Annotated in this window: 36 protein-coding genes and 1 other RNA gene; 11 read left to right on the forward strand and 26 right to left on the reverse strand. The window is 41.4% G+C overall.

Annotation, left to right across the window (positions count from 1 at the left end):
- Positions 1–39: 39 nt before the first annotated feature.
- Entirely contained in the window at positions 40–579 is a 540-nt protein-coding gene (locus MFF31_RS20985) for a TlpA family protein disulfide reductase (protein ID WP_238190694.1), read from the reverse strand.
- A gap of 137 nt (positions 580–716) precedes the next feature.
- Here MFF31_RS20985 and MFF31_RS20990 point away from each other — a divergent pair, with 137 nt between their 5' ends.
- The 3 genes from MFF31_RS20990 (at position 717) to MFF31_RS21000 (ending at position 1,752) form a co-directional block, all read left to right on the forward strand.
- Positions 717–962 carry an MFS transporter gene (locus MFF31_RS20990; protein WP_238190696.1) on the forward strand — a complete coding sequence of 82 codons (246 nt, stop codon included), beginning with the start codon at positions 717–719 and terminating at the stop codon, positions 960–962.
- 24 nt (positions 963–986) lie between these two features.
- Complete coding sequence (locus MFF31_RS20995; protein ID WP_238190698.1) at positions 987–1,151, forward strand: hypothetical protein; 165 nt, start codon at positions 987–989, stop codon at positions 1,149–1,151.
- 172 nt (positions 1,152–1,323) lie between these two features.
- Positions 1,324–1,752, forward strand: coding sequence for a M67 family metallopeptidase (locus MFF31_RS21000; RefSeq protein WP_238190699.1), 429 nt, complete (start codon positions 1,324–1,326; stop codon positions 1,750–1,752).
- On the opposite strand, the gene MFF31_RS21005 is transcribed toward MFF31_RS21000, so the two are convergent.
- Genes MFF31_RS21005 through MFF31_RS21015 form a run of 3 tightly spaced genes read right to left on the reverse strand, consistent with a single transcriptional unit; the run spans position 1,738 to position 4,967 of the window.
- On the reverse strand, positions 1,738–2,472 hold the full coding sequence (locus MFF31_RS21005) for a 3'-5' exonuclease (protein ID WP_238190700.1): 735 nt from the start codon (positions 2,470–2,472) through the stop codon (positions 1,738–1,740). The two genes, MFF31_RS21000 and MFF31_RS21005, sit on opposite strands and share 15 nt — an antisense overlap.
- Before the next feature lie 20 nt (positions 2,473–2,492).
- Entirely contained in the window at positions 2,493–3,560 is a 1,068-nt protein-coding gene (locus MFF31_RS21010) for a DUF294 nucleotidyltransferase-like domain-containing protein (RefSeq protein ID WP_238190701.1), read from the reverse strand.
- 36 nt (positions 3,561–3,596) lie between these two features.
- Positions 3,597–4,967 (reverse strand): ammonium transporter, encoded by a 1,371-nt coding sequence (locus MFF31_RS21015; protein WP_238190702.1) that lies wholly within the window; start codon positions 4,965–4,967, stop codon positions 3,597–3,599.
- 269 nt (positions 4,968–5,236) lie between these two features.
- Between MFF31_RS21015 and MFF31_RS21020 the strand changes: the two genes are divergently transcribed.
- Positions 5,237–5,677, forward strand: a complete 441-nt coding sequence (locus MFF31_RS21020) for a MerR family transcriptional regulator (RefSeq protein ID WP_238190703.1) — start codon at positions 5,237–5,239, stop codon at positions 5,675–5,677.
- A gap of 32 nt (positions 5,678–5,709) precedes the next feature.
- Entirely contained in the window at positions 5,710–6,375 is a 666-nt protein-coding gene (locus MFF31_RS21025) for a zinc metallopeptidase (protein ID WP_375541340.1), read from the forward strand.
- An 80-nt stretch (positions 6,376–6,455) separates the two neighbouring features.
- Here MFF31_RS21025 and gltC read toward each other — a convergent pair whose 3' ends face one another.
- Positions 6,456–7,352 carry a glutamate biosynthesis transcriptional regulator GltC gene (gene gltC / locus MFF31_RS21030; protein ID WP_238190706.1) on the reverse strand — a complete coding sequence of 299 codons (897 nt, stop codon included), beginning with the start codon at positions 7,350–7,352 and terminating at the stop codon, positions 6,456–6,458.
- 29 nt (positions 7,353–7,381) lie between these two features.
- Entirely contained in the window at positions 7,382–8,029 is a 648-nt protein-coding gene (locus MFF31_RS21035) for a rhomboid family intramembrane serine protease (RefSeq protein ID WP_238190708.1), read from the reverse strand.
- A 103-nt stretch (positions 8,030–8,132) separates the two neighbouring features.
- Between MFF31_RS21035 and tpx the strand changes: the two genes are divergently transcribed.
- A complete protein-coding gene (gene tpx, locus MFF31_RS21040; RefSeq protein WP_238190710.1) occupies positions 8,133–8,651 on the forward strand; it encodes a thiol peroxidase in 519 nt (172 codons plus the stop codon).
- A 77-nt stretch (positions 8,652–8,728) separates the two neighbouring features.
- On the opposite strand, the gene MFF31_RS21045 is transcribed toward tpx, so the two are convergent.
- From MFF31_RS21045 to MFF31_RS21055, 3 genes are all read right to left on the reverse strand, one after another.
- Positions 8,729–9,121: a DUF1499 domain-containing protein gene (locus tag MFF31_RS21045; protein ID WP_238190711.1), complete on the reverse strand. Its 393-nt coding sequence runs from the start codon at positions 9,119–9,121 to the stop codon at positions 8,729–8,731.
- 110 nt (positions 9,122–9,231) lie between these two features.
- Positions 9,232–9,415, reverse strand: a non-coding RNA gene (gene ssrS / locus MFF31_RS21050) — 6S RNA.
- Positions 9,416–9,460: 45 nt separating this feature from the next.
- Positions 9,461–10,276, reverse strand: a complete 816-nt coding sequence (locus tag MFF31_RS21055; RefSeq protein ID WP_238190713.1) for a YesL family protein — start codon at positions 10,274–10,276, stop codon at positions 9,461–9,463.
- A 167-nt stretch (positions 10,277–10,443) separates the two neighbouring features.
- Here MFF31_RS21055 and MFF31_RS21060 point away from each other — a divergent pair, with 167 nt between their 5' ends.
- Positions 10,444–10,539, forward strand: a complete 96-nt coding sequence (locus MFF31_RS21060) for a YjcZ family sporulation protein (RefSeq protein ID WP_238190715.1) — start codon at positions 10,444–10,446, stop codon at positions 10,537–10,539.
- 91 nt (positions 10,540–10,630) lie between these two features.
- Here the strand turns inward: MFF31_RS21060 and cshA are convergent, their stop codons facing one another.
- On the reverse strand, positions 10,631–12,253 hold the full coding sequence (cshA, locus tag MFF31_RS21065; RefSeq protein WP_238190717.1) for a degradosome RNA helicase CshA: 1,623 nt from the start codon (positions 12,251–12,253) through the stop codon (positions 10,631–10,633).
- 184 nt (positions 12,254–12,437) lie between these two features.
- On the opposite strand from cshA, the gene MFF31_RS21070 reads away from it, so the two are divergent.
- The 3 genes from MFF31_RS21070 (at position 12,438) to MFF31_RS21080 (ending at position 14,923) form a co-directional block, all read left to right on the forward strand.
- A complete protein-coding gene (locus MFF31_RS21070; RefSeq protein WP_238192176.1) occupies positions 12,438–13,241 on the forward strand; it encodes a YitT family protein in 804 nt (267 codons plus the stop codon).
- A 151-nt stretch (positions 13,242–13,392) separates the two neighbouring features.
- Positions 13,393–13,587, forward strand: coding sequence for a hypothetical protein (locus MFF31_RS21075; RefSeq protein ID WP_238190719.1), 195 nt, complete (start codon positions 13,393–13,395; stop codon positions 13,585–13,587).
- A 142-nt stretch (positions 13,588–13,729) separates the two neighbouring features.
- On the forward strand, positions 13,730–14,923 hold the full coding sequence (locus MFF31_RS21080) for a putative glycoside hydrolase (protein WP_238190721.1): 1,194 nt from the start codon (positions 13,730–13,732) through the stop codon (positions 14,921–14,923).
- Positions 14,924–14,981: 58 nt separating this feature from the next.
- On the opposite strand, the gene pfkA is transcribed toward MFF31_RS21080, so the two are convergent.
- From pfkA to MFF31_RS21095, 3 genes are read right to left on the reverse strand one after another with little or no spacing between them, the layout of a single operon-like run.
- Positions 14,982–15,950, reverse strand: coding sequence for a 6-phosphofructokinase (gene pfkA / locus MFF31_RS21085; protein WP_238192177.1), 969 nt, complete (start codon positions 15,948–15,950; stop codon positions 14,982–14,984).
- A 29-nt stretch (positions 15,951–15,979) separates the two neighbouring features.
- Complete coding sequence (locus MFF31_RS21090) at positions 15,980–17,032, reverse strand: tetraprenyl-beta-curcumene synthase family protein (protein ID WP_238192178.1); 1,053 nt, start codon at positions 17,030–17,032, stop codon at positions 15,980–15,982.
- 58 nt (positions 17,033–17,090) lie between these two features.
- On the reverse strand, positions 17,091–17,405 hold the full coding sequence (locus tag MFF31_RS21095) for a hypothetical protein (RefSeq protein WP_238190723.1): 315 nt from the start codon (positions 17,403–17,405) through the stop codon (positions 17,091–17,093).
- A gap of 102 nt (positions 17,406–17,507) precedes the next feature.
- Here MFF31_RS21095 and MFF31_RS21100 point away from each other — a divergent pair, with 102 nt between their 5' ends.
- Positions 17,508–18,314: an MFS transporter gene (locus tag MFF31_RS21100; RefSeq protein WP_238190724.1), complete on the forward strand. Its 807-nt coding sequence runs from the start codon at positions 17,508–17,510 to the stop codon at positions 18,312–18,314.
- A gap of 41 nt (positions 18,315–18,355) precedes the next feature.
- Here the strand turns inward: MFF31_RS21100 and MFF31_RS21105 are convergent, their stop codons facing one another.
- The 13 genes from MFF31_RS21105 to MFF31_RS21165 all read right to left on the reverse strand — a co-directional run bounded on the left by MFF31_RS21105 (position 18,356) and on the right by MFF31_RS21165 (position 24,337).
- Positions 18,356–18,571, reverse strand: coding sequence for a hypothetical protein (locus MFF31_RS21105; RefSeq protein WP_238190726.1), 216 nt, complete (start codon positions 18,569–18,571; stop codon positions 18,356–18,358).
- 76 nt (positions 18,572–18,647) lie between these two features.
- Entirely contained in the window at positions 18,648–19,265 is a 618-nt protein-coding gene (locus tag MFF31_RS21110) for a sigma factor-like helix-turn-helix DNA-binding protein (protein ID WP_238190728.1), read from the reverse strand.
- A 114-nt stretch (positions 19,266–19,379) separates the two neighbouring features.
- Positions 19,380–19,817: a MarR family transcriptional regulator gene (locus MFF31_RS21115; RefSeq protein ID WP_238190730.1), complete on the reverse strand. Its 438-nt coding sequence runs from the start codon at positions 19,815–19,817 to the stop codon at positions 19,380–19,382.
- A 97-nt stretch (positions 19,818–19,914) separates the two neighbouring features.
- On the reverse strand, positions 19,915–20,205 hold the full coding sequence (locus MFF31_RS21120) for a hypothetical protein (protein ID WP_238190732.1): 291 nt from the start codon (positions 20,203–20,205) through the stop codon (positions 19,915–19,917).
- A 17-nt stretch (positions 20,206–20,222) separates the two neighbouring features.
- A complete protein-coding gene (locus MFF31_RS21125) occupies positions 20,223–20,393 on the reverse strand; it encodes a hypothetical protein (protein ID WP_238190734.1) in 171 nt (56 codons plus the stop codon).
- Positions 20,394–20,408: 15 nt separating this feature from the next.
- Positions 20,409–21,209 carry a DNA adenine methylase gene (locus tag MFF31_RS21130; RefSeq protein WP_238190736.1) on the reverse strand — a complete coding sequence of 267 codons (801 nt, stop codon included), beginning with the start codon at positions 21,207–21,209 and terminating at the stop codon, positions 20,409–20,411.
- Between the two features lie 119 nt (positions 21,210–21,328).
- Complete coding sequence (locus MFF31_RS21135) at positions 21,329–22,120, reverse strand: HTH domain-containing protein (RefSeq protein WP_238190759.1); 792 nt, start codon at positions 22,118–22,120, stop codon at positions 21,329–21,331.
- A gap of 37 nt (positions 22,121–22,157) precedes the next feature.
- Entirely contained in the window at positions 22,158–22,316 is a 159-nt protein-coding gene (locus MFF31_RS21140) for a hypothetical protein (protein WP_238190761.1), read from the reverse strand.
- A complete protein-coding gene (locus tag MFF31_RS21145) occupies positions 22,313–22,483 on the reverse strand; it encodes a hypothetical protein (RefSeq protein WP_238190762.1) in 171 nt (56 codons plus the stop codon). Before MFF31_RS21145 ends, MFF31_RS21140 begins: the two co-directional genes overlap by 4 nt.
- 74 nt (positions 22,484–22,557) lie before the next feature.
- Entirely contained in the window at positions 22,558–23,079 is a 522-nt protein-coding gene (locus tag MFF31_RS21150; protein WP_238190764.1) for a RuvC family protein, read from the reverse strand.
- Positions 23,076–23,513 (reverse strand): LexA family protein, encoded by a 438-nt coding sequence (locus MFF31_RS21155; RefSeq protein WP_248565547.1) that lies wholly within the window; start codon positions 23,511–23,513, stop codon positions 23,076–23,078. The genes MFF31_RS21150 and MFF31_RS21155 overlap by 4 nt, the downstream gene beginning before the upstream one ends.
- Complete coding sequence (locus tag MFF31_RS21160; RefSeq protein ID WP_238190768.1) at positions 23,494–24,033, reverse strand: hypothetical protein; 540 nt, start codon at positions 24,031–24,033, stop codon at positions 23,494–23,496. The genes MFF31_RS21155 and MFF31_RS21160 overlap by 20 nt, the downstream gene beginning before the upstream one ends.
- Positions 24,026–24,337 (reverse strand): hypothetical protein, encoded by a 312-nt coding sequence (locus tag MFF31_RS21165; protein ID WP_238190799.1) that lies wholly within the window; start codon positions 24,335–24,337, stop codon positions 24,026–24,028. The genes MFF31_RS21160 and MFF31_RS21165 overlap by 8 nt, the downstream gene beginning before the upstream one ends.
- Between the last annotated feature and the right edge of the window lie 9 nt (positions 24,338–24,346).

Consider the following 24,346-nt stretch of genomic DNA (forward strand, 5'->3'; position numbering starts at 1 on the left):
ATGTTCATCTGCACTATCCTACTTTTAACACTTTCGTACTTATGACCACTTCTTAATTAATCGTTCCCATTCTTCATACGTAATTACGCCATTAATTCGTTCTCTAATAATACCTTCGTTGTCAATCAGGAAAGTAGTTGGGTACAAATTGACCTTATATTGATCCGTTATTTCTCCTGTGCGATCCATCAAAATCGGGAATGTAAACCCATGATCGTCCACAAACTTTCTAGCAGCTCTTTCCTTATCGTATTTCGTAGAATTCACGCCATACATAGCTATTGTGTCACCATAATTTTCATGCAGCTTTTGCAAGTCTGGTGCTTCTAGTTCACAAGGTCCGCACCATGAAGCCCAGAAATTAAGAAATGTCAGTTTTGTTCCCTTTGCACCGACTTCATGTGGCTTATCGTCTAGTGCAGGGAGCTCGAAGCTCGCTGCTTGAAAACCTGCTTTGGGCTTGAAATTATCACCTGCTGACGACTCCGAAGCCGATGTAGAATCATCTTGAGCATATTGATAAACGGCTAAGCCTGCGAATAAAAATGCAACGATAAAAAGAGTTATTACATTTTTCATGCTGTTCCTTCCTTCATAGAAAAATTCATATTTCATCCATCGTAACACGGGTAGAATGGAAGCTCAAGCCAGAGGGCAGGTTAGCCATAAAACCGTCACTACTCAATTTCACGGTTATGAAAGATGATGATACGTAAATGACAGAGTCCAATTGGCGCAACTATACAGCCTTCGCTAGTGTACCTTTCGTACTTGTACTCGGCAACTCCATGCTCGTACCTATTACCCCCGAAATGGCGAAGCAAATGAAACTGACCAAGCTGCAATCAAGTCTAGTCATATCTATATTTTCACTTACCACAGCATTATTCATACCTATTATCGGATATTTGTCCGATCACATGAAGAGAACGTCCGTTATAATACCAGCACTTGCTGTTTAAGGTATTACAGGTATTTTGACAGGGATGGGGGCAATTTGGGAGTCGTACAGCATACTTATGGTAGGCAGAATCATTCAAGGCGCTGCTGTTGCAGGTACCGTACCTATCGCAATGGCACTTGCAGGAGATCTTTATATAGTTTACGATTTCTTGGTGTTGCCGCTGGACCTCCTTTATTCAGCTTTGTAGCCACTCGTTCGGATACATTGCTTTTTAACATTCTAACCATTATTGCTTTATTTGTGTTATGGGGTGTAACTTCATTCCTTTATCCCACGAAAATAGAAACAATGGCTTAATATCGTTATACTCATGGTATACTGTTGAAATGATAGAACTTTCAAAGAGGTGGAGTAACTTAATGCGCTGGAATGAACCTACTATCAAATTGACTAAAAGCGCATTTGACGATCTTATTCGCATAAGCAGCTTGGCATTGCCATTCGAAGCATGTGGCGTTGTTGCACGGAGCGAGCATGGGGACGCAGCAGATATTATTTTACCGATCAGAAACGTACACAGCAGTCCTTCCAATTCTTTTAAATTTGATCCTGAAGAATGGACGAACGTATTTTTTGCAATACAAAGAAACCGACAAACACTTGTCGGCATCTATCACTCTCATCCACAATCAGCACCCGATCCATCACTACGAGACTACTCAGGATTTGTACCAGCATCAGATCTGTCCTACTGGATCGTTTCATTAAATTCTGAACTCCACCCCCTCGTAAAAACCTATATGAAGACTACCGACTCATTCAAGCCGATACCATTAGTGCTTACTTAAATAAGCATACAAATCACCTAGTGTAAAAATGTTGCGCTCAACAATTCGATTCAAATAATTTTGCCAGAGCTTAGCGGTCATAATAGAGTCGTGCAGTGCATGATGACGATCAATAATCGGAATGTTGCTGCTCGTAAGCAATTCATCTAAGTCGTAACTCTCACGATTAGGCTCAAGCCACTTCGCAATCATCATCGTATCCAAGACGCGATGATTCATATGCACCTTAGAAGTTCGCCATAAGGCGGCATTAAGAAATTGTTTGTCATGTCCCGAAGCATGAGCTACCAGTAAACGCCGGCCAATAAAAGCCAAAAAATCATGAAGTACCGTGATAAGATCAGGAGCATTTTTGACCATTTCATTTGTTATCCCTGTTAATTCGACGATATTTTCTGGAATATTTCGTTTCGGGTTAACTAAATGATAGAAGCTTTCTTCCTCCAAAACTTGCCCGCCTCTAACAACTACTGCGCCAAAAGAAATAATTTCATCACCGTTATTTGGATTAAATCCAGTCGTCTCCAAATCGAAAACGACAATTTCCAGCTCTGTAAGAGGAGTTTCAAGCAAAGATTGCTTACGCTGCTCCCGATTTGCATTACGAATATATGCCATCTGTTGCGCGTTCTGTGAGCCAAGCATGGAAGCAATGGCAGGTGTGACACCGCCCATTTTGTATAAGCTCCACATACGACCGACGCCTTTTTGCTCCTTCAATCGACTCCACCGCCCCACTCTTACATAAAGCTGCCCATTGCTTGCTTATATGCAGCCCGCTGTAATCGTTTTCCTTGCTTCAGACTACTTTTGAGCTCATCAGTCATTTCCTTCGACAATTTGCTGCTATGCAGCTTTCCGTTATTCGTATAAAGGCCTTCGTTTTGCAATTCTGTGGTCATCAACCTTAGTGCCAAAATAAATTTGAATGACTGTGTAAACAACATCCCATCATTTGACGATATTTTTCCTGCCTCAATTAATTTATTTATTCTTTCCAGCGTTGATGTTGCGCGTATATTAGATTGTATGGCCATCAAACGGATGGAATTAACCATCGGAATGTATGCACCATATTTGATATCAACACTGCCTGCATCTTCCCCATATCGTTCTTTCAAAAGCTGACCAAACACACCAACTAGCACCTTATGACGCATCGTATTTTCGGTCATTCGCCTCAATATAAAGGGATGTTCGAGTGTATCCGTATAAAACATATCTTTCAAACAATCGAGAAGCTCCATACTACCGTATACGCATCGTGCATCTGCGATAATTAATAAATAGCGAACTGCTTCCCATTCGGGCTCTTTGAACCAGTTTTCAAGTACTTTTCCCCACTCATTTAGTGAGCGACACCAATCCGCATTGTCACTAAGCACCTTTCCTTCACAGGGGGGATATCCGATATCAATCAAATTTTTTACAATAATTTTACATAGTAGCTGAAAGTATTCCCTTACCTGTTCCTTGTTGTCTTCACAATCCTGATAAACAACACCGCTGTCCTGATCACTAGACAACGTTTGCTCCATCCGTCCACCGCTGCCGAACAGTAGGTAAGCGTATGGCACGGGTGGAGAACCCCTCCCCAGCTGTGCCATTTCCGCCTCAGAGATCATAATCGCCTTCGATATGATAGCATCATGTATCTCATTAATTCCTTCATTCACTTGTTCGATCGGCCGTGTAGGGAGGAGGACCTTCATATGATCGTTTACTTGATCCCTCAATGAACGCAGCGCTTCTACATGATTAGCAGAGCTAATGCCTTTGAAATGCTGTGATCGCAACGAATCTCCCATACGCCGCTCTCCCCTTCGGTCAGTCCATTATTTCAATTAACCTTTAATGTCTTGACCTGGTTTCTTCAACTGTTCAGGATAACCATATGCTCCATGCTCACTGAGGTCAAGTCCTACAATTTCTTGCTCCTCTGTTACTCTAAAACCCATAATTAATTTCATTCCTCCTAGAACAATAAAGGATGCAATTAATACGAAGCCACCTGCAAACACGACGGATTCCAATTGAACAAGCAGTTGCTTCCAGCTTCCAGTATCAATCAAACCGCCTTGACCAACATTCACTTTTTCAGCCAATGCTTGCGTAGCAAATATACCATTCGCAAGCGTTCCCCATATTCCTGCCATACCATGAACAGAAAGTGCATAGATTGGATCATCGACTTTAAATTTTTCGAACATTTTTACACTATAAAATACGAGTACACCCGCAACTAAACCAATTACAACTGCTGCCCATGGATCAACAAATGCACATGATGCAGTAATAGCTACTAACCCAGCAAGCGTACCATTCAACATTGTAGTAATATCTGCCTTACCTGTAACAGCCCATGATATTACAAGCGCAGCTACGCCGCCTGCTCCAGCTCCAAGCATCGTTGTAAATGCAACATAAGCAAAAAATCCGTCGCCAATTGCAACCGTGGAACCTGCATTAAATCCGAACCAACCTACCCATAACAGTAGTACAGACAACGCGGTAAACACTTGATTGTGACCTAATATTTCATTAGGTGAACCATCTTTGTTGAATTTGCCAATACGCGGCTTAAGCAATACAGTTGCGACAAACGCAGCTACCGCTCCAGTTAAATGAACAACTGTTGATCCGGCAAAGTCTTGTGCACCATGTTTTGCAAGCCAACCTCCGCCCCAGATCCAATGAGCTACAACCGGGTATATTATTGCAGTAAAAAATATTGTAAACACGATATAAGAGGACAGCTTTGCGCGTTCTGCAAATCCACCCCACGCGATGGACAAAGAAATCGCTGCAAATGCTAATTGAAAGAGGAAAAATACTGCTGAAGGATATGATGCACCATCTGCTGCTGACGTACCAGGATTAAAGAAAAACTCACCCCAACCGATAAACTTAGCAAGCACGCTTCCTGCATTATCACCGCCGAACGTAATTCCATAACCGATTGCCCAGTAGATTAAACCAGCTAATCCGACAGTGAAAATTGTTTTTCCAGCTACATGGCCAGCATTTTTCATTCTTGTAGAGCCTGCTTCTAGCAGAATAAATCCACCTTGCATAAGAAGAACGAGAATGAATGACAACATAATCCAAAGAGAGTTCAGCCCCATATTCAGCGTATCACTGGATGGACTTTCTGCAAAAGCAACTACTGGAAATAAGATAGACATTACACCTAAAACAAAAATTGTTTTCTTCATGGATACGGACACTCCCTTTAATGTCATATTTCCTTACATAATGTGAAAGACTTATTGCCATTATAGTTCGGTGTGTCAGTTTTGACAATAATTTATTTCAATTTCTTACAAAAATATCTGATAATGATACAAAACATGACATCATGCTCTTAGATGCGAAAACGAGATAAGTACAATAGTCACAAAATACTCTGATCCTTCGTTTGACTGGATGGATTGTTACTATTATCATTACTTTATATAGAAAGATAAGTAGAGGCGGTGAAGCGATGGGCGCGATCACATTATACCGGATCGGCGAACTGTCCAAGTTAGCGGCAGTAAGCGCTAGGACAATTGATTACTATACAACAATCGGTTTAATCGAACCTGCAAAGCGATCCGATAAAAACTACCGGCTTTATTCTGATGAAACTTTGCAGCGACTTGAACGTATTGAGGAGTTGAAAAAAGACAAATATACGTTAGATGAGATTAAAGCCAATCTAGACAGCTGGAGTAAGATCACACCCGAGGAGCAAATATCTCTTAAACTAACGGAGATTCAGCAGCATTTGTCACAACTAGAACGCGAGGTAAAAGAACTTGAACCCGTCATTAAGCAGCTTAAGCCAAGACAAGCTGACCGTTTATATACACGTTTGACTCCTCATACTGCGGCGTGTATCGAAGCTCTCATGCTGTTAATGAATAAAAGCTCCCTCATGTAACGGAAACTTACAACTAGATGGAGGATGATACGATGTATGTACTAATAATTGCCGCTTTTGCATTAACGATATGGGCGCAGTTCCGTGTGAAAGGAACATTCAAAAAATGGGCTCAAGTACCAGTTGGGAGTGGACTTACAGGCTACCAAGCTGCAAGACGGATGCTTGATAATAATGGTCTGCATGATGTCCCGATTGAACCAGTCCCTGGTGCATTGACTGACCATTATGATCCTATCCACCGTGTTGTTCGTTTATCCGAGCCAGTTTATTATGAAAACTCTATCTCCGCTGTTTCTGTCGCTTGTCATGAAGTAGGTCACGCCATACAGCATTCAGTATCGTATCCGTTTCTGGTGGCGCGTCATCGCATATTCCCTGTCGTTAACTTTGCATCAGGTATTGCCCCTTTCTTGTTAATTGGGGGCATCTTGTTCCAGGCATTTGGACTTATCGGTATTGGAATTGTATTTTTCTCCATTGCCGTAGCATTCCAGCTTATCACATTGCCTGTTGAATTTAACGCTAGCAATCGAGCACGTGATCTTATGATTGCTGAAGGTTTTATAACAAATGATGAAGAACGTGGCGTAGCGAAAGTACTTAATGCAGCAGCATTAACTTATGTCGCCGCGGCACTCCTCTCATTGCTTGAGCTTTTCCGCTATATAATGATTTTCACACAGAACAGGGATTAACAATACTTCTCTCAAAACAACAAGAGCCCTCCAATGGTCGTCTAGACCGCTGGAGGGCTCTATTCATACAAACAACTCGATTATAAATCTCGGTCTTGGAAATACCTAAGCAGGAAGCTGTGAAACACTTTAGCAACTAGAGGCAACTTATCATTGCTACGATGAACAATACCAATTGTACGCGTAACAGATGGCTCGCTAATCCTTACCTTAGCAGGCTGTAAAGGCCCTGTATGATGAAGCGCTAATTCTGGAAGCAAACTTACTCCCATCCCAGCTGCAACTAACCCTCTAATCGTATCCGTCTCCTCGCCCTCAAATCCAATTTTAGGTTCGAATCCAGCGGATTGACATGCGTCCCAAACAATTGGACGAAGCGAGTAGCCTTCGCTAAATAATACAAAATCTTCATCTTCCAATTGGCGAAGTTCTATCGTTTTTTCATCAGATAATGGATGTCCGGGCGGCAATATAGCGTAAAGCTCTTCTGTTAGAAGCACCTCACCACATACTTGATCATGCTCCTTCGGAAAAGGCGAAATAAACGCCAAATCGATATCCCCCTTCACCAAATCTCTAATTAACGAAGGATACATTCCCTGCTTAAATCTGAACTTGACGTTCGGATGCAACTTCCGAAATGCAGCAACAACTTGCGGGATCAAAGAAATCCCTAAGCTATGAGGAAAACCTAAACGAATTTCTCCTTTTTCAGGATCAAGAAATTCATGAATTTCGATAACCGATCGTTCCAAGTCCGCCAATATGACTTCTGCACGCTTTAGAAACAACGCTCCAACAGGTGTAAGTTGTAGATTTCTTCCCTTCTGGACAAAAAGCTTTACCCCTAGCTCTTCTTCCAGCTGATGGATCTGACGACTTACCGCCGATTGAGCAACATGAAGTTCCTCTGCCGCCTGTGTAACATGCTCTTTCCTTGCTACTTTCACAAAATAATGAAGTTGACGAAGTTCCATACTGTCCGATCTCTCTCCCGTAGTAAACCCTAATTTTCAGTGCTTTTATATTGTTTCCACACTTTCGACCGATCGAAAAGTCCGTAAAGCAAAAATCCTGAAATAGCGCCGCCTATATGTCCCCATAGATCTACTCGGCTCGCAAACACAGAAAATACAACTCCAAAGCCTAATATCATATATACGGTTTTGCGAGATGCTATATCAAGCATCGCCTTGCGAAAGATGGCAATGAATAGAAACGCACCATAGATGCCATAAATTGCGCCTGATGCACCAACTGCCAAAAGGTACTCCTTATTTAGCGCCACTGTCATGAGCGCAGATATGAAATATCCTCCTATTCCCGCCAAAATAAAAAACGGGATATATCGCACCGTCTTCAACAGACGCTCAAGCGGTGGCGCAAATACCACTATTGCAAATAAGTTAAAAAACAAATGGCTGAAGTTTGCATGCAAAAAAATAGCCGTTAAATATCGCCATGGCTCTAACAACCCATAAGGATCTTCTGGTGAAGTGAAAAATGCTCCATACCGAAATAAAGTCTCACCATTAATCGGCGTGCCAGCTAATAAAACAATAATAAAACTAATAATATTTAGACAAATAATAATTGAAGTACCCGGATAAAACTTTAAATATGATCGAAAGCTCTCGTAACGTAAAAAAATCATTTTGTTTCCTCCATTCCAAACACCATTAATTGGACAACGATGTTTTATAACGCTTATAATAAATCACGTATCACTTAAACCATCCCAAGGAGGAATAATAATTATGACACAAGAACGCGCTGGCGTTGCTACTCTTAAGGGCAACCCAATCACATTAGTCGGCCCTGAACTAAAAATTGGGGAGGCAGCTCCTGATTTTGAGCTTAACAAATCATTAGTTGAGACGGTTTCTTTGCAAGATTATGCTGGTAAAGTTAAACTTGTTAGTGTTGTACCATCCATCGATACAGGCGTATGTGACGCACAAACGCGTCGTTTCAACGAAGCAGCAGCATCACTTGGTGACAATGTTGTCGTACTTACAGTTAGCGTTGACACGCCGTTCGCACAATCTCGCTGGTGTGCAGCAGCAGGCATCGATAAAGTTGTTATGCTGTCTGACTACAAAGAAAATAGTTTCGGAAAGTCATATGGCGTACTTATTAAAGAGCTTGCCCTAGACATGCGTTCTATTTTCATTATTGATAACAACAATACCATTCAATATGTTGAATATTTGTCAGAGATGACTGAACATCCAAATTACGAGCAAGCAATCGAAGCTGCGAAAGCACTCGTATAATTTTGTTCCCAGTAACATAAACATATTATACTGCAAACAAAGCGAGTGAAGGATATCCTTCCTCGCTTTGTTATGTATTAACTATTAACTTTAAAAGCCGAAAGCTTCTTATCTAATGCGCGGTATAGATCAATGATTACACGATAATTGGATCCCAAATCACCCAAGGAACCTCTGGATGCAGAATAAATATCAACAGCCGAAGTTAGTGGTCCTACACTTATAACTGAAACCGTAATGTCCATCGTTCTGCCAAAAGATGTACGTCTCTCCATCACAATCTCCCCCACAGACTGTACCTCGTGAAGAATTTTGTAGCCTTGTATCTTCTTTAGTGTCGACACTACTTCTTCCCAAGCCTTGTCCTTTGAAAGCTTGTAAAAGCGTGATTTCAACACTGGATCTTTAGCCTTGTCACCTGTTTGTTCATAACTACGCAGTAGCCCGATTAAGGTCCGCTTCAACAACAACGACCTCCCCCTCTAGCATCTATATACATTACTTTTAATCATAACATGTTTTTATATATGAAAAAAGAGCAATTACCGGATTTCTCCTGGCAATCACTCTTAATTGTAATTATAAACCCGCCTATGCCGTCCGACTTACATGTTTCTGAACCCTGCTCTCGCAGGTGGGTGTCCGCAGCAATACATTTGAGATCCCCTTTAGGGGGCATGTCAGCCGTATGGCAATTTAGGTCTCCCGTGAAACAGCCATTGGTTCAAAACAACGAAAAGCCGCAACGAACATCGCAGGGTATAGTTATTATAGACCGAACAGAAGCAAAAGTAAATGTTAAGACATTGTTATTTGTTGGATTCCTTCGAATCGCCCTTCACTAAATCTTCACGATTCATTTCCGCTACCTCTTCAACCGCTTCCTCTTCATCCTTTTTCATCTTTTCGGCTTGTTGCTGTAACTTCATATAAATAATATTAAAGTTCCAAAAAGCAAGAAACGCGACGATGCTTCCCATGAAGAAAGGAACAAGAAAGCCTACATGAAAGAAACTGATATAAATTACGAAACCACACATAATTGCTGTGGAAAAGGAACGGAAAGGCTTCCCTATCGTAATTAACATCGCATTTTTCAGCAATTGGAACATCTTCATATGATAATGAACCATCATTGAGAAAAAATTAAAGATAGAAACTGCAAGTAATACGAACAATGCCATAAAAGCATACGAGATGATTGCTAATTGATTTTTATATACAATAAAATCAACAATTAAAATGATGAATAATAACGTATACAAGAAACCGCCAATCATACTTTGCTTGTAGTTATCCTTATAACCACGGAAAAATGTTTTAAATAACGGGGCGTCTGTCTCACCCATAACCCACTTACGGGCTACTGTAAACATCGCTGCCGTTGCAGGGAATAATGTTAATGGAGCCAAAACACAAGTAACTAAAAGAGGATAAAATAAAAAACTCATTAGTCCGTATTGTTCAATTTCCACTTGCGTTAAGTTAAACAGATATAATCCTGTCGATATCATAAACAGGACAAAAGGTAACGAACAAACGATCCACAATAAATTAATTACCGACAACCTCATAATCCATTCGGAGATTCGGTAAAATCCCCCCATTAGTCCTCTTACTTCCATTAGCTCTGCCTCCAGAATAAAGCAATTTTCTCGCTTCTAGACTAAATTACAGCTTGACATTCGTCCGCCCAAATTTCACCCTATAGGCCACTGTCTAATCCTATTGGAACATTTCGCATAGGATGTATTGTATTCACCCAAACCGATGATTAAAGGAGGTTGCTATTATGAGCAACATAGGTCACGGCTTAAACCATTCCACAGGCGCAATCCTAGTTTTATTTATCCTTCTGGTCATCATCACTAAAACAATTCTATTCTGATCCACTCCAGTGGAATGATAGTAAACAAAGAAAACCGGTGAAATACGGATGCCCGCAAGGCATCACGGACTTCACCGGTTTTTGTTACATATTAGTTATCTTCTGATGTGCTTTTAGGACGACGAGCTTCGCTGCTACGACCTTCACTGCTACTGCGGCCTTCGCTGCTGCGCTTGCCACCGTAACCGCCGCTTCCGCCGCGACCTTCATAACCGCCACGGGAGCTACCGCCACCGTTGCTGCTTCCACTGCTACGTCTGTCATCACGTCCACGATAACCTCCGCCACCGCTTCCGCCACTACGTGATCCGCCACCATAAGAGGAGGAAGATGACGAGCTGCTACGGTTAAATGGACGACCATTGGAACGGATATCCGGTCTACGTTTTTTAGCACGTAGCGGTTCTTCCGGAGTCAATTCAACTTCAACGTTTTTCTTCTCGCCTGTTAGAAGCTTAATCGCTGCTGCAAGAAGATGAACGGAATCGTATTGCTCAAGCAACTGAATACCAATCGCTTTGTACTCGGAGAACTCTTCGTTCTGAACAACTTCAATCAGTCGCTCAGCTGTAATACGTTGTTTGCCCTCAATTGCTTCAGCAATGCTTGGCAATGGTTTGCGAGTCATACGTTGACGCGTTACGCGCTCGATGAAATGCAAGTGATCCGTTTCACGAGGTGTAACGAACGACCAAGCTGTACCTTCTTTACCTGCACGGCCTGTACGACCGATACGGTGAACGTAGCTCTCAGGATCTTGCGGCAAATCAAAGTTAATAACGTGTGTTACGCCTGAAACGTCAAGACCACGTGCTGCAACGTCTGTTGCAACTAGAACATCAATGCTTCCATCGCGGAACTTGCGCATTACGCTGTCACGTTGATTCTGTGACAAATCGCCATGCAAACCGTCAGCAGAGTATCCACGTTTTTGTAGTCCTTCGCTTAACTCATCAACACGACGTTTCGTACGACCAAAGATGATTGCAAGATCAGGTGATTCCATATCAAGCAATCTGCTAAGTGCTTCGAACTTCTGACGCTCATTAACTTCGATATACGATTGCTCGATCGAAGGCGCAGTAATTTGTTTAGGGATAACAGAAACGTGTTCTGGGTCCTTCAAAAATTGTTGTGCGAGCTTCTGAATGTTCGCTGGCATTGTCGCCGAGAACAACATCGTTTGACGTTCAGCTGGTACAAGCTTCAGAATGGACTGAATGTCTTCCATGAAGCCCATATCAAGCATTTCATCCGCTTCATCAAGTACAACAGTTTGTACATCTTCAAGACGGATTGTCTTACGGTTAATATGGTCAAGCAAACGTCCAGGTGTTCCGATAATGATTTGCGGCTTCTTCTTCAGCGCGCGAATCTGACGGCCAATTTCTTGACCTCCATAAATCGGCAACGAGCGAAGGCCTTTGTATCGAGTAAGCTTCCCGATCTCTTCAGCCACTTGAATAGCGAGTTCACGGGTTGGCGTCATAATTAGTGCAACGATGCGTTCCTCGCTAGTTGGAATCTTGTTAATTAGCGGGATTCCGAATGCCGCTGTTTTTCCAGTACCGGTTTGGGCTTGGCCGATAAGATCTCTGCCAGTCAGTGCCACCGGAATCGATTTGTCTTGAATCGGGGTTGATTCCTCGAATCCAAGTTCCGTGATTGCTTGCAACACTTTCGGTTCCAAGCCAAATTCAGCAAATGTTTTCAAACTTTTCTCAAACTCCTTCTATCTACAGCCTACTTAAGAATATCCAAATCATTATAGCACAGATAACACTGTGAATACCAGTTAACGATAGAAAGCCATACTAAAACAATTGTTAGTGACGACATAATGCATTGGAGCGATCGACTTGAACCATCATAAACGCCGATATTTATTAACTTTACCGATGATGACTCTCGGTTCGCTGCTTGTAGCCGTAGGTTTTAATCTTTTCCTTATTCCACATCAACTTCTAAGTGGCGGTTTGTCAGGTATTTCCATGATGATCGGATATTTAACTGGAGGAAATATTGCATGGTTATATATGATCCTCAACTTACCTGTTTTGTTGTGGGGTTGGTTTGCGCTTGGCAGAAGGTTCATTCTATGGAGCATGTACTCAGTACTTAGTGCAACGCTATTTCTTCAGATCATTCCTGTCGCAAAAATTGCAAATGATATCGTGCTCGGGGCAGTGTTTGGCGGAATAATTATAGGTTTTGGAAGCGGCTTAGCGCTTCGATACGGCGGCTCTTCTGGGGGCTTTGACATTATAGCTTCCATCGTAACGAGAAGGCGTGATCTGCCAGTGGGCATGATAATATTCCTTTTGAACGGATCTGTAATTGCCATTCTCATCTTTTTTACACAAGATTGGAATTTAGCGCTATATTCACTTGTAGCCATCTTTTCTGCAGGAAAAGTGGTAGATATCATTCATGTGAAGCATATTAAAGTTACAGCTTTTATCATTACCACAAAAACAGAGGTGCTGCTTGCAAAACTTCTTACACACCCTCGCGGCATAACAATAATAAAGACGCGCGGAGCATTTTCATCCAGTGAAAAAGATATGCTCATGACCGTAAGAACGAAGTATGAACTTAATGAATTATGTAAGGCCATCATAACAATTGACCCGCATGCTTTCATCAACATTGTGGAAACCGTCGGCATAGTCGGTGATTTCAGAAAGCAAGATCCTACATAACTACGCAGGAATGGATTTTGCCAGTAATCGCTATGTTTTTGAAAATGTTCCTGTTATAATGTGTATATCCCATAGCTTATTGTTTCATGCCATATGTTTTTCCCTATTGCTCTATAGTTTCTAACTATTAGTATGAAAGGGTGAGGCTAAGATGGATATGGAAACGGTCAAATTGTCACAAATTGTAGAAAGACTTGCCCCAGAGCTCAGTTCATTTCTCACCTCTCGTGAACTCGATATCCCTATTGTACTGCGAGATGGAATAGCTTTGCTCGAACCTGCCGATGCCATGGAAATTGTACAACACAGCATTTGCAATGGGCAAAGACAGGCTTTATTACAATGACAGTTCGGGAAATACCTATTACCAATGCGCCAGTCGATACCTTATCGGCTGGCTTTTTGTATGTAACAACAAAAAAAGAATGACCCGAACAACTTGTATGTTTTATAATTCAAATAGAACAGCTGACGGGAGAGAGGGCAAAATGGACATCATCATTTCTACTTTTATGTTATTGTATAGTCTGCTCACGGGTAATGGCGAGGATAGCGCCACTGCAAAGCAATTAGCTGTCGCTTACCTTAACGCTGCCGCAGGCGAAACCATTGTGCAACCCGACACACAGAACTTAACTCCCAACGAACCAGGCGGTCTTCCAGCCACAGTCAAAAATGATCCGCAGCCGGAGACCCAGCCAATCAAAGGTATTTATGTAACGGCACACAGTGCCGGTGGTGAGCGTATGGATTCATTACTTAACTTACTTGATGAAACAGAACTTAATAGTATGGTCATCGACATTAAAGATGACAACGGTTATATTACTTATCCAACGACAACTCCGGAACTTCTTGAAATCGGAACAGCCAAAAAGTTTATTGGCAACATAGAAGAATTAATGGAAAAGTTGAAGCGTCATAACATTTATCCAATTGCACGTATTGTTGTCTTCAAAGACACCGTTCTTTCCGTGAAAAAGCCAGAACTTTCATTCCTTCAAGCAGATGGAACCATCTGGAAAAATGGTCGTGGGGAAAGCTTCGTCAACCCCTATCGCCAAGAAGTATGGGATTACAATATTGCACTTGCGAAGGAAGCAGCTCGGCTTGGTTTTAAAGAAATACAATTTGATTATGTTAGATTTCCTGAAGGCTTCGAAAATAGGGCTGATTCGCTTACATTCAACAAAACCGAAATAAGCCGTGTTGATGCCGTTGCCGGGTTTGTTAAATATGCCCGTGAGCAGCTTGAACCGCTGGGCGTACGCGTTTCTGTCGATATATTTGGATTTGCAGCTTCCGTTCCTGCTGCTGAAGGAATTGGTCAAGATTTTGTGAAAATATCCAATGATGTTCATGTCATTTCTCCAATGATCTATCCAAGCCATTACAGCACAGGCTGGTTCAAGCAGAAGACGCCTGACCGGAATCCTTACGAAACAATAAAAGGTGCAATGGACGATACACATATTAAACTTAAGGACACAGGTGAATTAAAACCAATTATTCGTCCATGGATTCAGGACTTCACTGCAAGTTGGCTTGGTAAAGGTAATTACGTCAAGTACGGTAAAGTTGAAGTTGAAGCTCAGATCCAAGCATTGCTTGATAGTGGTGTTAATGAATATCTTCTATGGAATGCTGGCAACAAATATACTCCTGATGTTGATTACAAATAAGCACAAAAAAACTGACGGCTAGTTACTCACCGTCAGTTTTTTTGTGCTTAACTTATTATTATTGAGAAAGACGAAGGGCTAAATCATACATGTCTGTATCAAATGCTTTTTTCGTATTTGTTACTACATCTATATCTGTTGTCGTAAGTTCTCCCTTTATAACACCGCATGCTTTTCCAGAATTACCTGCAATCAGCTGTCTCACTGCAAAGTCTCCTAGTCTGCCCGCTAAAATACGATCAGCTGCTGTTGGCGTACCACCGCGCTGAATATGTCCAAGAACTGTAACTCTAGCCTCGATACCGCTAATTTCAGTTATCTGTTTTGAAACGTCATCACCTTTTGCAGCTCCCTCAGCTACTACGATGATACTATGGCGTTTGCCATTTGCGAAGTTCGTTTTCATACGTTCTGCCACTTCGTTCAAATCAAACTGCACTTCAGGTACAAGAATCGTTTCAGCTCCACTTGCAAGACCCGCATACAGAGCAATATCACCACAATGTCTTCCCATTACTTCTACAATGGATGAACGTTCGTGTGATGACATCGTGTCACGAATTTTGTTAATTGCATCGACAACGATACTTACTGCTGTATCAAAACCAATCGTTACATCCGTAAACGGAATATCATTATCGATTGTGCCAGGCAATCCCATTGTTTTAATTCCTAGCTTACTAAGCTTATTCGCACCTTGATACGAACCATCTCCACCAATAACAACTAGACCATCAATACCTCTTGCTCTAAGTACATCGGCACCGCGCTGTTGACCTTCAGGAGTCATAAACTCTTTGCATCGAGCCGTTTGAAGAATTGTTCCTCCACGCTGAATAATGTCGCCAACACTTCGTAAGTCCATAGGACGTAAATCATCATTTAATAAACCTTGGTAACCGCGTTGAACTCCATAAACTTCTAATCCATGAAATAATCCACTACGAACAACTGCCCTTAGTGCAGCGTTCATACCTTGTGAATCTCCACCACTTGTCAATACTGCGATTGATTTAACTGAAGTCATCATTAATTCCTCCATACCATTGAGTAGTGTTAAGCTTGTTGTTTTCGTATCCACATGCTATTAACGAGGAAAAACAGTCTCGTAAGTGGACTATTCTTCATCAATTGCTTAGATACTTTACGTACATCGGATTGATGACGAACTTTTGGATCAGACAAATAAAGAGCCAACAGTCCTTCAATAATCAATCGATGGAACTTCGAACCAGGTAAATGCTTAACGTCTTCCCTTGCCCTGTTTACAATCGTTCCTATGCGTTCAACAAGCAGACTTTGGTTGTCATAGTAATTACAAAAGTTAAGATCGCCGCCTACTTGATCTTCTTCTTGATCGATCAAGTAATCAAGCAATATATGTAGACCACACACATGCGGGAAATAAATGTGGCGAATACTCTCTGCATCCTTAAGCGATAATTCCTCTTCACTAGCTGCCAAAAACAACATAAACATTCCTAATGTTGAACCTGTTGCAGCAGCGAACTCATTCCATTGTAGCTCTGGATAGTTGTTTTGGTGACGTTCCCACCATGATAACAGCTGAGATTCTCTCAAGTCCTTATGAATATGCTTGTACACCTGCAAGTCACCGTAAAGCGCCACAAGTTCTGTAACATGAATTTGGACATTACGATAAGAGGGCAGCTGTGCGACATTAATTTGGCAAGTTTTTACTAGATGATGAAGATAACCCCCATCATTTTTTTCATCACGATATTTGTAATAATCTTTAATCTCTGCATCGGGATTAACGGCGTCAAGCATTGATTGATGCAGGAGCCGGAAATCTTCAGGATCAAGTGATGTGCTTCTATCACATAAGTTATCCAAATAATCACTTATCGTCTGCAAAGCAACAATGAGTGGGATAAGTACATGAAGATACTCCAAATTTGCCGCAGCATATACGCCGCCGCCTTGACAATGAAACTTTTTGTCACTCATACTATTGAGCGCTTGTGTTCGTAGTTCAGGATCAGGAATACGATCTGCTATTTTACGGAGCTTACTCAATTCCTTCTCAACTTCAGGAAGCACGTATTTGTATACGCGATGCATGAGTTTAATAGGACCTTTCGGCATTGTTTTACCCGATAATGTTGTTAGTCTCACCCTCGCACCTCCTTGTGCAATAATCCATTCATGAATGTTGGCGCGATTCCAATTCCTGATTCATCCGATACCAGATTTGCAGTTCATTTATTCGGCTTGCATATTCTGCTATCTCATAGGTTAATAGGCATGATCGCTCAAAGTTTTCTTCATCATTTAGCTCAGCTTGCTTCTCATTAATGACATGTTCGAATACCATTATTCGATCTGGAATGGAACCGCGAACAAATTCCCATTCCTCGATTATACCAATCTGATCGCAATAATTATATTGCTCCCATCCCATTGTCAAATAAGGAATATATATGCCAAGCCTTTCACTCCAAACAAAATGGTCACTCACCGTAGTAAACCTCCACATTAAATGTACCATTTCAGAGGTCAATAATCCAGCCACAAATACAAATGCAACCATGATATACTAATTAACATTGGATAACAATTAGTGGGATGGAGTGAACCTTCAGCTATGAATGCACCAGACAACACAGGAGTCATACTATCTTCTACCGCCAAAAAAGAAACATGGGCACTTCGCTCGTTTAGTTTCTCTGCTTTTTCTACTCATGCGTTAGTTTTATCATTTTTACCTCTATTTTTTATGTCAAAAGGTTTCTCTGAGAGCCAAATTGGCATCTTGTATTCATCGGGGCTATTTGTTTCCATCTTCGCAAACATAATTACAGGATTAGCTAGCGATAAATATAGAACCATTCGCAAAATACTTATCATCTTGCTATTCGGACAGCTAGCTATGATTTCCTTGCTCATGCCGTCTAACAATTTTATTATCATATGCGCCGTTATGACAGCCTTTTATTTCTTTCAGACACCAATAAATCCGCTAAGCGATAGTCTCATTCTACTCTCAAGCCAGCATACCGGTACACCTTATGCACTCATTCGTATATTTGGCTCACTTGGTTTTGCTCTTAGCGCTTATGGATTTGGCCTTTTACTCAAAGTTATAGGATCAGAATGGACGTTAGTTGTCATTTTATTTACGATACTAACTTCCATTATATTAGCTTTCGTTATTAAAGACTATCAAGGACAAGCTCGAAAGATGGAGTTTTCAGGTTTTTTCAAACTGTTAGGCAAAAAAAATGTTCTACTCTTTTTCTTTCTAATTCTGCTCATTTCAATCGCTCATCGTATGTATGAGAGCTTTCTAGCAGTTACAATGCGTCAACTTGGAGCGAGTGATTCCACGATAGGACTCGCACTTCTCGTATCGACAAATAGTTACTGATACCACCAAATGAATAAACATAAAAAAAGGAAGCCTCATTTTCAAATGGCTTCCTCTTTTTTTTCATTAACTACCCCTCTTATAGCTACCTCAGCAAGTGTTTCCAAAAAAACTTTCTTATCATTAATTGTTGCTGGTTTATTGGATCTTATAATACCGATTTGTCCATGTTTTCCTTCTATTACAAACGCAATCTGTTTTTCTTCACCATCATCTTTACCTATAAACGATATTTGATTACTCTCAGGAATACTCATCGCATCCCCTCCCAGTAGCTTGAGAAAGTTGATCCATACAATATATTCAGTAGTGCTTTTCCTAATCCGCCTCTTTTCAAAATAAAGTCCCCTGCCATCCTGCTGACATTTTTTTATGTGCCCGCTTGACCATCACATCAACACTACCCTTTTGCATGTTTAGCATGTTGGCAATGTACTCATGCGGGAAACCCTGCCCTTTTGCCAGAATAAAGACCTCTCGCTCTCTAGGACTCAAGATGTCCAATACCTCTTTTAGCTTGTGTTGCTCGTCCTCAGTCAACGTTGATGCGCTACGGCTGTTTGTCGGCTGGATGTATCGCCCCATGATCGTTGGATCTACTAACACCGTCCGTTGATAAATGCTCCGCCTATCAATGCCCCTCTTGGAGCCTGGTAATCGTCCTGTATGCAGAAAATTAATCGTAAAGTTCAAATCCGCGGTTATTTCAGATATTTCATTAATTCGCTCAATCAGAGCAGGAAACTCACTCTTTAATCGATTCCGTTCTGCCTTATGTTCTTTTTTGGCGAGATCTTCGAGCACGATTTTCGTTTTCGATTGGAGTTCAGCCCTAAGTGCGTCACGCTTCTCCTGCCACACCTTCAAGGTATTCTGATAATCTTTTTTCAGGTCCGCTAGGTGGACCATAAACCCCCGATCATCTAGCTCTGGTTTAAACGCTTTGCCCACCTCGCTCACCCCTACTTAAAAATGATGATGATTAACCAACTAATCGCAAAATAAAAGGTCAATGAAAAAGCAATTAATACAATCCATGCACCGATAAATCCCCATCTCCATTGCTTAAGCCAACGTCTCAATCGAGACACATCCTTTCTTACTTGTAATCTCATGCTTGTCCATGTATTGATTAAGCACCAACTTACTAATGCCAAGAAGTGCTGCAAGCTGTCGACGTGGTAAATGTAAATTGGCATGTAGGTCTTTCAATTTTTCTTCTGTCATTTCTATATTTGATAAATTGTTTAATAGTTCGTCATTGAGTACTCCCCTTGGGGTAATATCACTTTTTACTGAATAATCAACGCCTGTAGGATAATAGCGGCATTCTCTTTTGCTTCCTGCTTTACGGATAAGCCCCTTGTTGACTAAGTTAGTCATGATTCCACTTAAGCTGCTTTGGCTGTTGTAGACTAACTGCAACAATTCTTTGATTGAGATTCCTTCGTTAGCCTCAATAAGCTTTAAAACACCCTGTTGTCTTTCTGTAACAACGACCATTTATTCCCTCCTGACTCAATAAATCGATCATATGTTCTATTTTCAGGCAGCAGTTGACCCTTGAAATAGTCATTTGGCTATTGATGCAACATAATATTCAGTCGGTGTTCATATTGAAACGTCCTCTTTCGATCTTACCCTTGAGGTTATTAAGTACACTTATCTGCCCTCCTGCTCTGTGCCACTTTGAAGAATCGACATGATGCTTTTCTTGTTTCCCTGTACATTCAATGAGTAATAGATCGATTTCGTGGAGCAGTTTTAATTTATCGAGCACGTTTATCCCTCCATGTTCTTCCGTATTCAATTTTGTTACAAAGTAGATACGACCATAAATTTTTAATTCCATCCGTTCTTTGCAACTTTTTTCAGAAGCTTTACTTGTCATGTTTTCACCCTATTCTTTTACTCCATCTCACCATAAACGAAGATCAGCATTGCCTTATTCATGTAAGCGAATGTAATGCTCGTCCACATTCCCGCGAGGTCGCCAGTGATTCCGTTATAGATGGCAAGCAATAATTGAAGGATAGCCGTTGCGTGAGTCAGCTTAGCGAAAATACTTAGAACCTCCATTCTTAGCGCACCTCCTCAAAATAGTGTTAATTGCTTGCTATACTCTGCTGCTACTGGATTGATCCAAAGGACTTCGGTGCGAGCTGTACCATTCTCGATAATCTGTTTTTGTTCTTCTCGTTGCCATCCAGATAGGAGCGAGTCATACATTGGATGCGAGTAGCCTGATAAAATGACTGCGCCTGTGTGCTGCAGCAACGCATGAATGAGTTCCAAATGGTCGTTATCGGACATTTCATTTTCGTAAATCTTCCCGTTTCGAGTATCTAATAGGTAAGGCGGATCTGCGTAAATAAAAACATCTGGACGGTTGTATCTTTGAATGACTTGTAACGCTGGCCTATTCTCGATCTGAACACCCTTTAATCTTTCTGCAACTTCTATTATTTTGTTCGGTAGATCATTCCACTGCTTCACTCGGTAGGAATCGTCTGCCGTACCTCTGCACTTCCAACCTGAGATAGAACCTGTCTTCACTCTAATTGACTGCCAGCACCGAACCAGAAAACGCCTTGCCTTTTCAACTTCATTCTCCGATGGCTTATGAGAGTCCAAGTATTCTTGTCGCGAATACGGAGTCCAGTGAACTAAGTCGGATAATTGTTCTGGTGAATCCCGAATCACTTTAAAAAGATTAATAACGTCACAATCAATGTCATTGATGGTCTCTAACCCACTTGGTTGCTTATTGAATAAAACTGCACCCGACCCGAAAAACGGCTCAAGATAAACTTCATGTGGTGGCATATGGCTTATTATCCACTCTGCCATACTCCACTTACTGCCAGGATAATGTAATATACGTGGTGTTTTCATGGACCCTCCTATTCTCACGACTCTTTAGTGGTCGTCCATGGAGATTCAAAAACACATCACCGATTACACGACCTTGATCGTCATAAATGATGTCCCATGGGATGTCGTTAAAGTAAGAATCAACCATTAGATGGCGCCGCCTCCTTAAAGCACCTTCTCTTAAAATCAAAATTCATTCGTTCAAGTTTTCCTCGCACACCGCTAGCGCTCTTATCCGGTCCTAGTGCGGTTGCGATTGTTTCATATCCGTATCCTGCCTGAGCCATTTCCTTAAGCTTAGCAACTTGCTCTGATGTGTATTTAACGTGGTTATTTAACCTAACCGGATGAAATTTAGAATTAAGGTCGTACAACCGTCGACGGATAGAAGTCTCTGTACGGTTTAACTGTTTAGCTAATTCGGGATAAGTTATGTTAGGCAGCCTCACGAGTTGAAGCAGCTTTTGATCTTCTTTTGCTTCCCATGCTGTTGATTGCCATGTACGTTGCGATCTCAGTAGGTCAGCGTTTCGTTTTACTTTCACCCAATTTGGTTCAGGCCCCAACATGTTCTCTTCCATCTTCGCTAGATTCAAGAGTTCTTTATGTTGTTCAGCCCATTTCCAAAATTCCTTGTAACCGATTATCCAAACTCTTGCTTCTGACACAAAAATCTTCTTTTTGGCTGGCATCTTATAGCGATTGATCCAGCCTTTTAAGATGCTGTACTCACGACCTAATGCTTTAGCCAATTGGCAAATGGTTATTCCATCAAAGTTCATTCGAGCATCACCTAAGCCAATATGTTCAGCCTTTTGTTTGACTGAGCTCATATTTCTATCAAGTTTTTGGGCGATTGCCTTAAGACTCACCACGCCCCAACGATTCTCTAAAAATTCAACTTCTTCTTTTGTCCACTGTCTGCGAGACATCTGCTTTCTCCTTTCTTTGCTTTGGTGTGGGCCAATTTCAATTCTGCAACGGCTTTCCTCGTTCCTCTGGCTCTCCTAACCTCTGCCGTTCCTCTTCCGTCAACATTCTTAAAGTAACCTCGCTATTAGCTGGTCGATCTACTTCCAAAGTTGGTCTCGCAAACGGCCTGTTTCTACGTGGTTTGGCATCCTTCATCGTCTGAATCCCGCTGGTCTATTCGTGTACCGTTGCGGCTTCCCTGATCTCTTTTTATCTCGACGAATCATTTCGTTTTCAGCGTTGGTCTTATCTGCTTGAGTAGCCATTGGATCATCAAATCGAATAATTGCCAGTTGGACGTTTGTAGCTTTATCCCAATCCATTCCAAACACCCCATTTTAAGATCGTATGTTCGGTTTTATGACAGCAAGGTTCCATTAAATTAATGCTTAAGTGTTTATTTCGCTTTCTTCTTTTTCTCAGGTGGATTTTTTATCGCTTGCACCACTTCTTGTTGCGTTTGATTGATTTGTATTGCCATATTCGACTTTAGCGTAAAGGCAATCTGCGCTAAAACAAATGCATCTGTTACGTTATTACTCTTATTTTCAAATCCCCATCGTTTGTAAATCGGTACTGCCATACCATCTTTCGGGGTGTTTCCCTTGCCTGTTGCAAATTTCTTGAGTTGTGAAGGCGATGCCTCAATAAAAGGGATGTTGCAACGAAATAAAGCCATTCTGATTCCCCAACCGATACCGCCAAGTTGAATGGCTTGCTGAGATGCAAAGCCAAATCCCTCTATGCAAATGATGTCATCATGCTTGATATGGGAAATGATTGAATCAATCTGTGTTGCCATACGTTTAGGATCTGTCTTGCCTTCGCCCTCGATTTCCTTTGCTACAATTACATTCCCGTCTACGTCTAATGCCACAAAACCAGTTCGAGTCGACGGATCTAATCCAATGAACCTCATTCGCTTCCCTCCACCATTCCGATTACCTTGATCGCTCTAGGTCCAATGCGCTCGATGTAACTTTTTTTATAAAGCTGATTAATATGCCCTTGTACAACCGAGGGGGATAACTCAAGTAATTTGGCTATCTCCCTTACGGTTGGTGAGTAGCCATTCTGTTTATTGCATGTGTCAATGACTTCAAGTACAGTAGCTTGTTTACTACTAAGTTTCCTTAACCCCTTTAAAAGTGGTTTTGGAGGAACTTTTATGTTTTGTAGTTTCAGTAACTGCTCAAACATATCAAGTACATCTGCATCAGAATATAGACCAGCGTCAACCCAACGTTCAAACTCTTCTTGGTTGTGGAAACCCACACCATTAATCACAGCTATCTTCTGCGGTCTGGACATTACATTAAGCAACCTTTGGTTATCAAGACTCATCTTGGTCATTACCATCACCATCAACCCCCACATTTTGACTCGCTTTTTTTGGATCAAGCATTAAGATTTCACTTTCCCCTCGTCGAAGGAATAAGGCTATACAATCCTCTTTTGATAGCTCATAAGATCTCAAGTAGCCGCCACGCTGTCTCACCCAACGTTCAGCTAGTGCTTTATCAAGGGTGTAGCTTATCCAGTCAGTTTCATTTTGACGGTGTGCCCTATAAGCAACGATTTGATTAGGTAATAAATTAAATGCTGTTAACTCCGATGGTTTCATGATCGAGGTTAAACGGCTTTCCCTTTTGTCGTCGCTAAACAGTCGCTTCCACTGATTTAAATCACTATGACCTGAATAGCTAACCCAAAGTGTAGAGAGTACAAACCAATACCAGTAATTACTAAATACTTCTTTGCATTTATCGAATGAAAAAATAGCAGTGGGAGTACCTTCATACTTTAAAATTATCTCTATAGCTTTGCGTTCATCTTTCGTACTACCTTTCCAGTCTTTGCTGATGTCATTCATCTTGGCTTACCTCCTCTTTGGGGGATAGCGCCATACATGCAATTCGTCCTTTATCAATCATTATTGTAGGTGTGATTTTCATTGGCCCGATAGAGGATGCATAGTGATTTTCGTCAGCGTAGATGCGTAATGCTTTCCGCAGTCTCTCTATCTCCCCATCCTTGTCTGCTATCTCCTTATGAGCTTCCTCCGTAATGGAAATAAGAGACTCAAACGCTTTAGCAGTAGTATCCATTGCATATTCCTTCAGATGCTCAATACGGTATCTTGCTTCGCTCATGACTTGCTGGATATCCCCGTTCATATCGTTACC

Source organism: Paenibacillus sp. L3-i20 (genome assembly GCF_022180385.2).
Taxonomy (GTDB): Bacteria; Bacillota; Bacilli; order Paenibacillales; family Paenibacillaceae; genus Pristimantibacillus.

Excerpts from the sequence above, each read along its gene's own strand:
- MFF31_RS21160 (WP_238190768.1), bottom strand. The coding sequence starts at position 24,033 with ATGAATGACATCAGCAAAGACTGGAAAGGTAGTACGAAAGATGAACGC.
- MFF31_RS20985 (WP_238190694.1), bottom strand. The coding sequence starts at position 579 with ATGAAAAATGTAATAACTCTTTTTATCGTTGCATTTTTATTCGCAGGC.
- MFF31_RS21020 (WP_238190703.1), top strand. The coding sequence starts at position 5,237 with ATGGGCGCGATCACATTATACCGGATCGGCGAACTGTCCAAGTTAGCG.
- MFF31_RS21000 (WP_238190699.1), top strand. The coding sequence starts at position 1,324 with ATGCGCTGGAATGAACCTACTATCAAATTGACTAAAAGCGCATTTGAC.
- MFF31_RS21150 (WP_238190764.1), bottom strand. The coding sequence starts at position 23,079 with ATGAGGTTCATTGGATTAGATCCGTCGACTCGAACTGGTTTTGTGGCA.
- MFF31_RS21075 (WP_238190719.1), top strand. The coding sequence starts at position 13,393 with ATGGATATGGAAACGGTCAAATTGTCACAAATTGTAGAAAGACTTGCC.
- tpx (WP_238190710.1), top strand. The coding sequence starts at position 8,133 with ATGACACAAGAACGCGCTGGCGTTGCTACTCTTAAGGGCAACCCAATC.
- MFF31_RS21115 (WP_238190730.1), bottom strand. The coding sequence starts at position 19,817 with ATGGTCGTTGTTACAGAAAGACAACAGGGTGTTTTAAAGCTTATTGAG.
- MFF31_RS21125 (WP_238190734.1), bottom strand. The coding sequence starts at position 20,393 with ATGGAGGTTCTAAGTATTTTCGCTAAGCTGACTCACGCAACGGCTATC.
- MFF31_RS21135 (WP_238190759.1), bottom strand. The coding sequence starts at position 22,120 with ATGTCTCGCAGACAGTGGACAAAAGAAGAAGTTGAATTTTTAGAGAAT.
- MFF31_RS20990 (WP_238190696.1), top strand. The coding sequence starts at position 717 with ATGACAGAGTCCAATTGGCGCAACTATACAGCCTTCGCTAGTGTACCT.
- MFF31_RS21105 (WP_238190726.1), bottom strand. The coding sequence starts at position 18,571 with ATGAGTATTCCTGAGAGTAATCAAATATCGTTTATAGGTAAAGATGAT.
- MFF31_RS21025 (WP_375541340.1), top strand. The coding sequence starts at position 5,710 with ATGTATGTACTAATAATTGCCGCTTTTGCATTAACGATATGGGCGCAG.
- gltC (WP_238190706.1), bottom strand. The coding sequence starts at position 7,352 with ATGGAACTTCGTCAACTTCATTATTTTGTGAAAGTAGCAAGGAAAGAG.
- MFF31_RS21035 (WP_238190708.1), bottom strand. The coding sequence starts at position 8,029 with ATGATTTTTTTACGTTACGAGAGCTTTCGATCATATTTAAAGTTTTAT.
- MFF31_RS21120 (WP_238190732.1), bottom strand. The coding sequence starts at position 20,205 with ATGACAAGTAAAGCTTCTGAAAAAAGTTGCAAAGAACGGATGGAATTA.
- MFF31_RS21070 (WP_238192176.1), top strand. The coding sequence starts at position 12,438 with ATGATGACTCTCGGTTCGCTGCTTGTAGCCGTAGGTTTTAATCTTTTC.
- MFF31_RS21060 (WP_238190715.1), top strand. The coding sequence starts at position 10,444 with ATGAGCAACATAGGTCACGGCTTAAACCATTCCACAGGCGCAATCCTA.
- MFF31_RS21080 (WP_238190721.1), top strand. The coding sequence starts at position 13,730 with ATGGACATCATCATTTCTACTTTTATGTTATTGTATAGTCTGCTCACG.
- MFF31_RS21090 (WP_238192178.1), bottom strand. The coding sequence starts at position 17,032 with ATGCCGAAAGGTCCTATTAAACTCATGCATCGCGTATACAAATACGTG.
- MFF31_RS21155 (WP_248565547.1), bottom strand. The coding sequence starts at position 23,513 with ATGACCAAGATGAGTCTTGATAACCAAAGGTTGCTTAATGTAATGTCC.
- pfkA (WP_238192177.1), bottom strand. The coding sequence starts at position 15,950 with ATGACTTCAGTTAAATCAATCGCAGTATTGACAAGTGGTGGAGATTCA.
- MFF31_RS21130 (WP_238190736.1), bottom strand. The coding sequence starts at position 21,209 with ATGAAAACACCACGTATATTACATTATCCTGGCAGTAAGTGGAGTATG.
- MFF31_RS20995 (WP_238190698.1), top strand. The coding sequence starts at position 987 with ATGGGGGCAATTTGGGAGTCGTACAGCATACTTATGGTAGGCAGAATC.
- MFF31_RS21055 (WP_238190713.1), bottom strand. The coding sequence starts at position 10,276 with ATGGAAGTAAGAGGACTAATGGGGGGATTTTACCGAATCTCCGAATGG.
- MFF31_RS21165 (WP_238190799.1), bottom strand. The coding sequence starts at position 24,337 with ATGAACGGGGATATCCAGCAAGTCATGAGCGAAGCAAGATACCGTATT.
- MFF31_RS21015 (WP_238190702.1), bottom strand. The coding sequence starts at position 4,967 with ATGAAGAAAACAATTTTTGTTTTAGGTGTAATGTCTATCTTATTTCCA.
- MFF31_RS21140 (WP_238190761.1), bottom strand. The coding sequence starts at position 22,316 with ATGAAGGATGCCAAACCACGTAGAAACAGGCCGTTTGCGAGACCAACT.
- MFF31_RS21010 (WP_238190701.1), bottom strand. The coding sequence starts at position 3,560 with ATGGGAGATTCGTTGCGATCACAGCATTTCAAAGGCATTAGCTCTGCT.
- MFF31_RS21145 (WP_238190762.1), bottom strand. The coding sequence starts at position 22,483 with ATGGATTGGGATAAAGCTACAAACGTCCAACTGGCAATTATTCGATTT.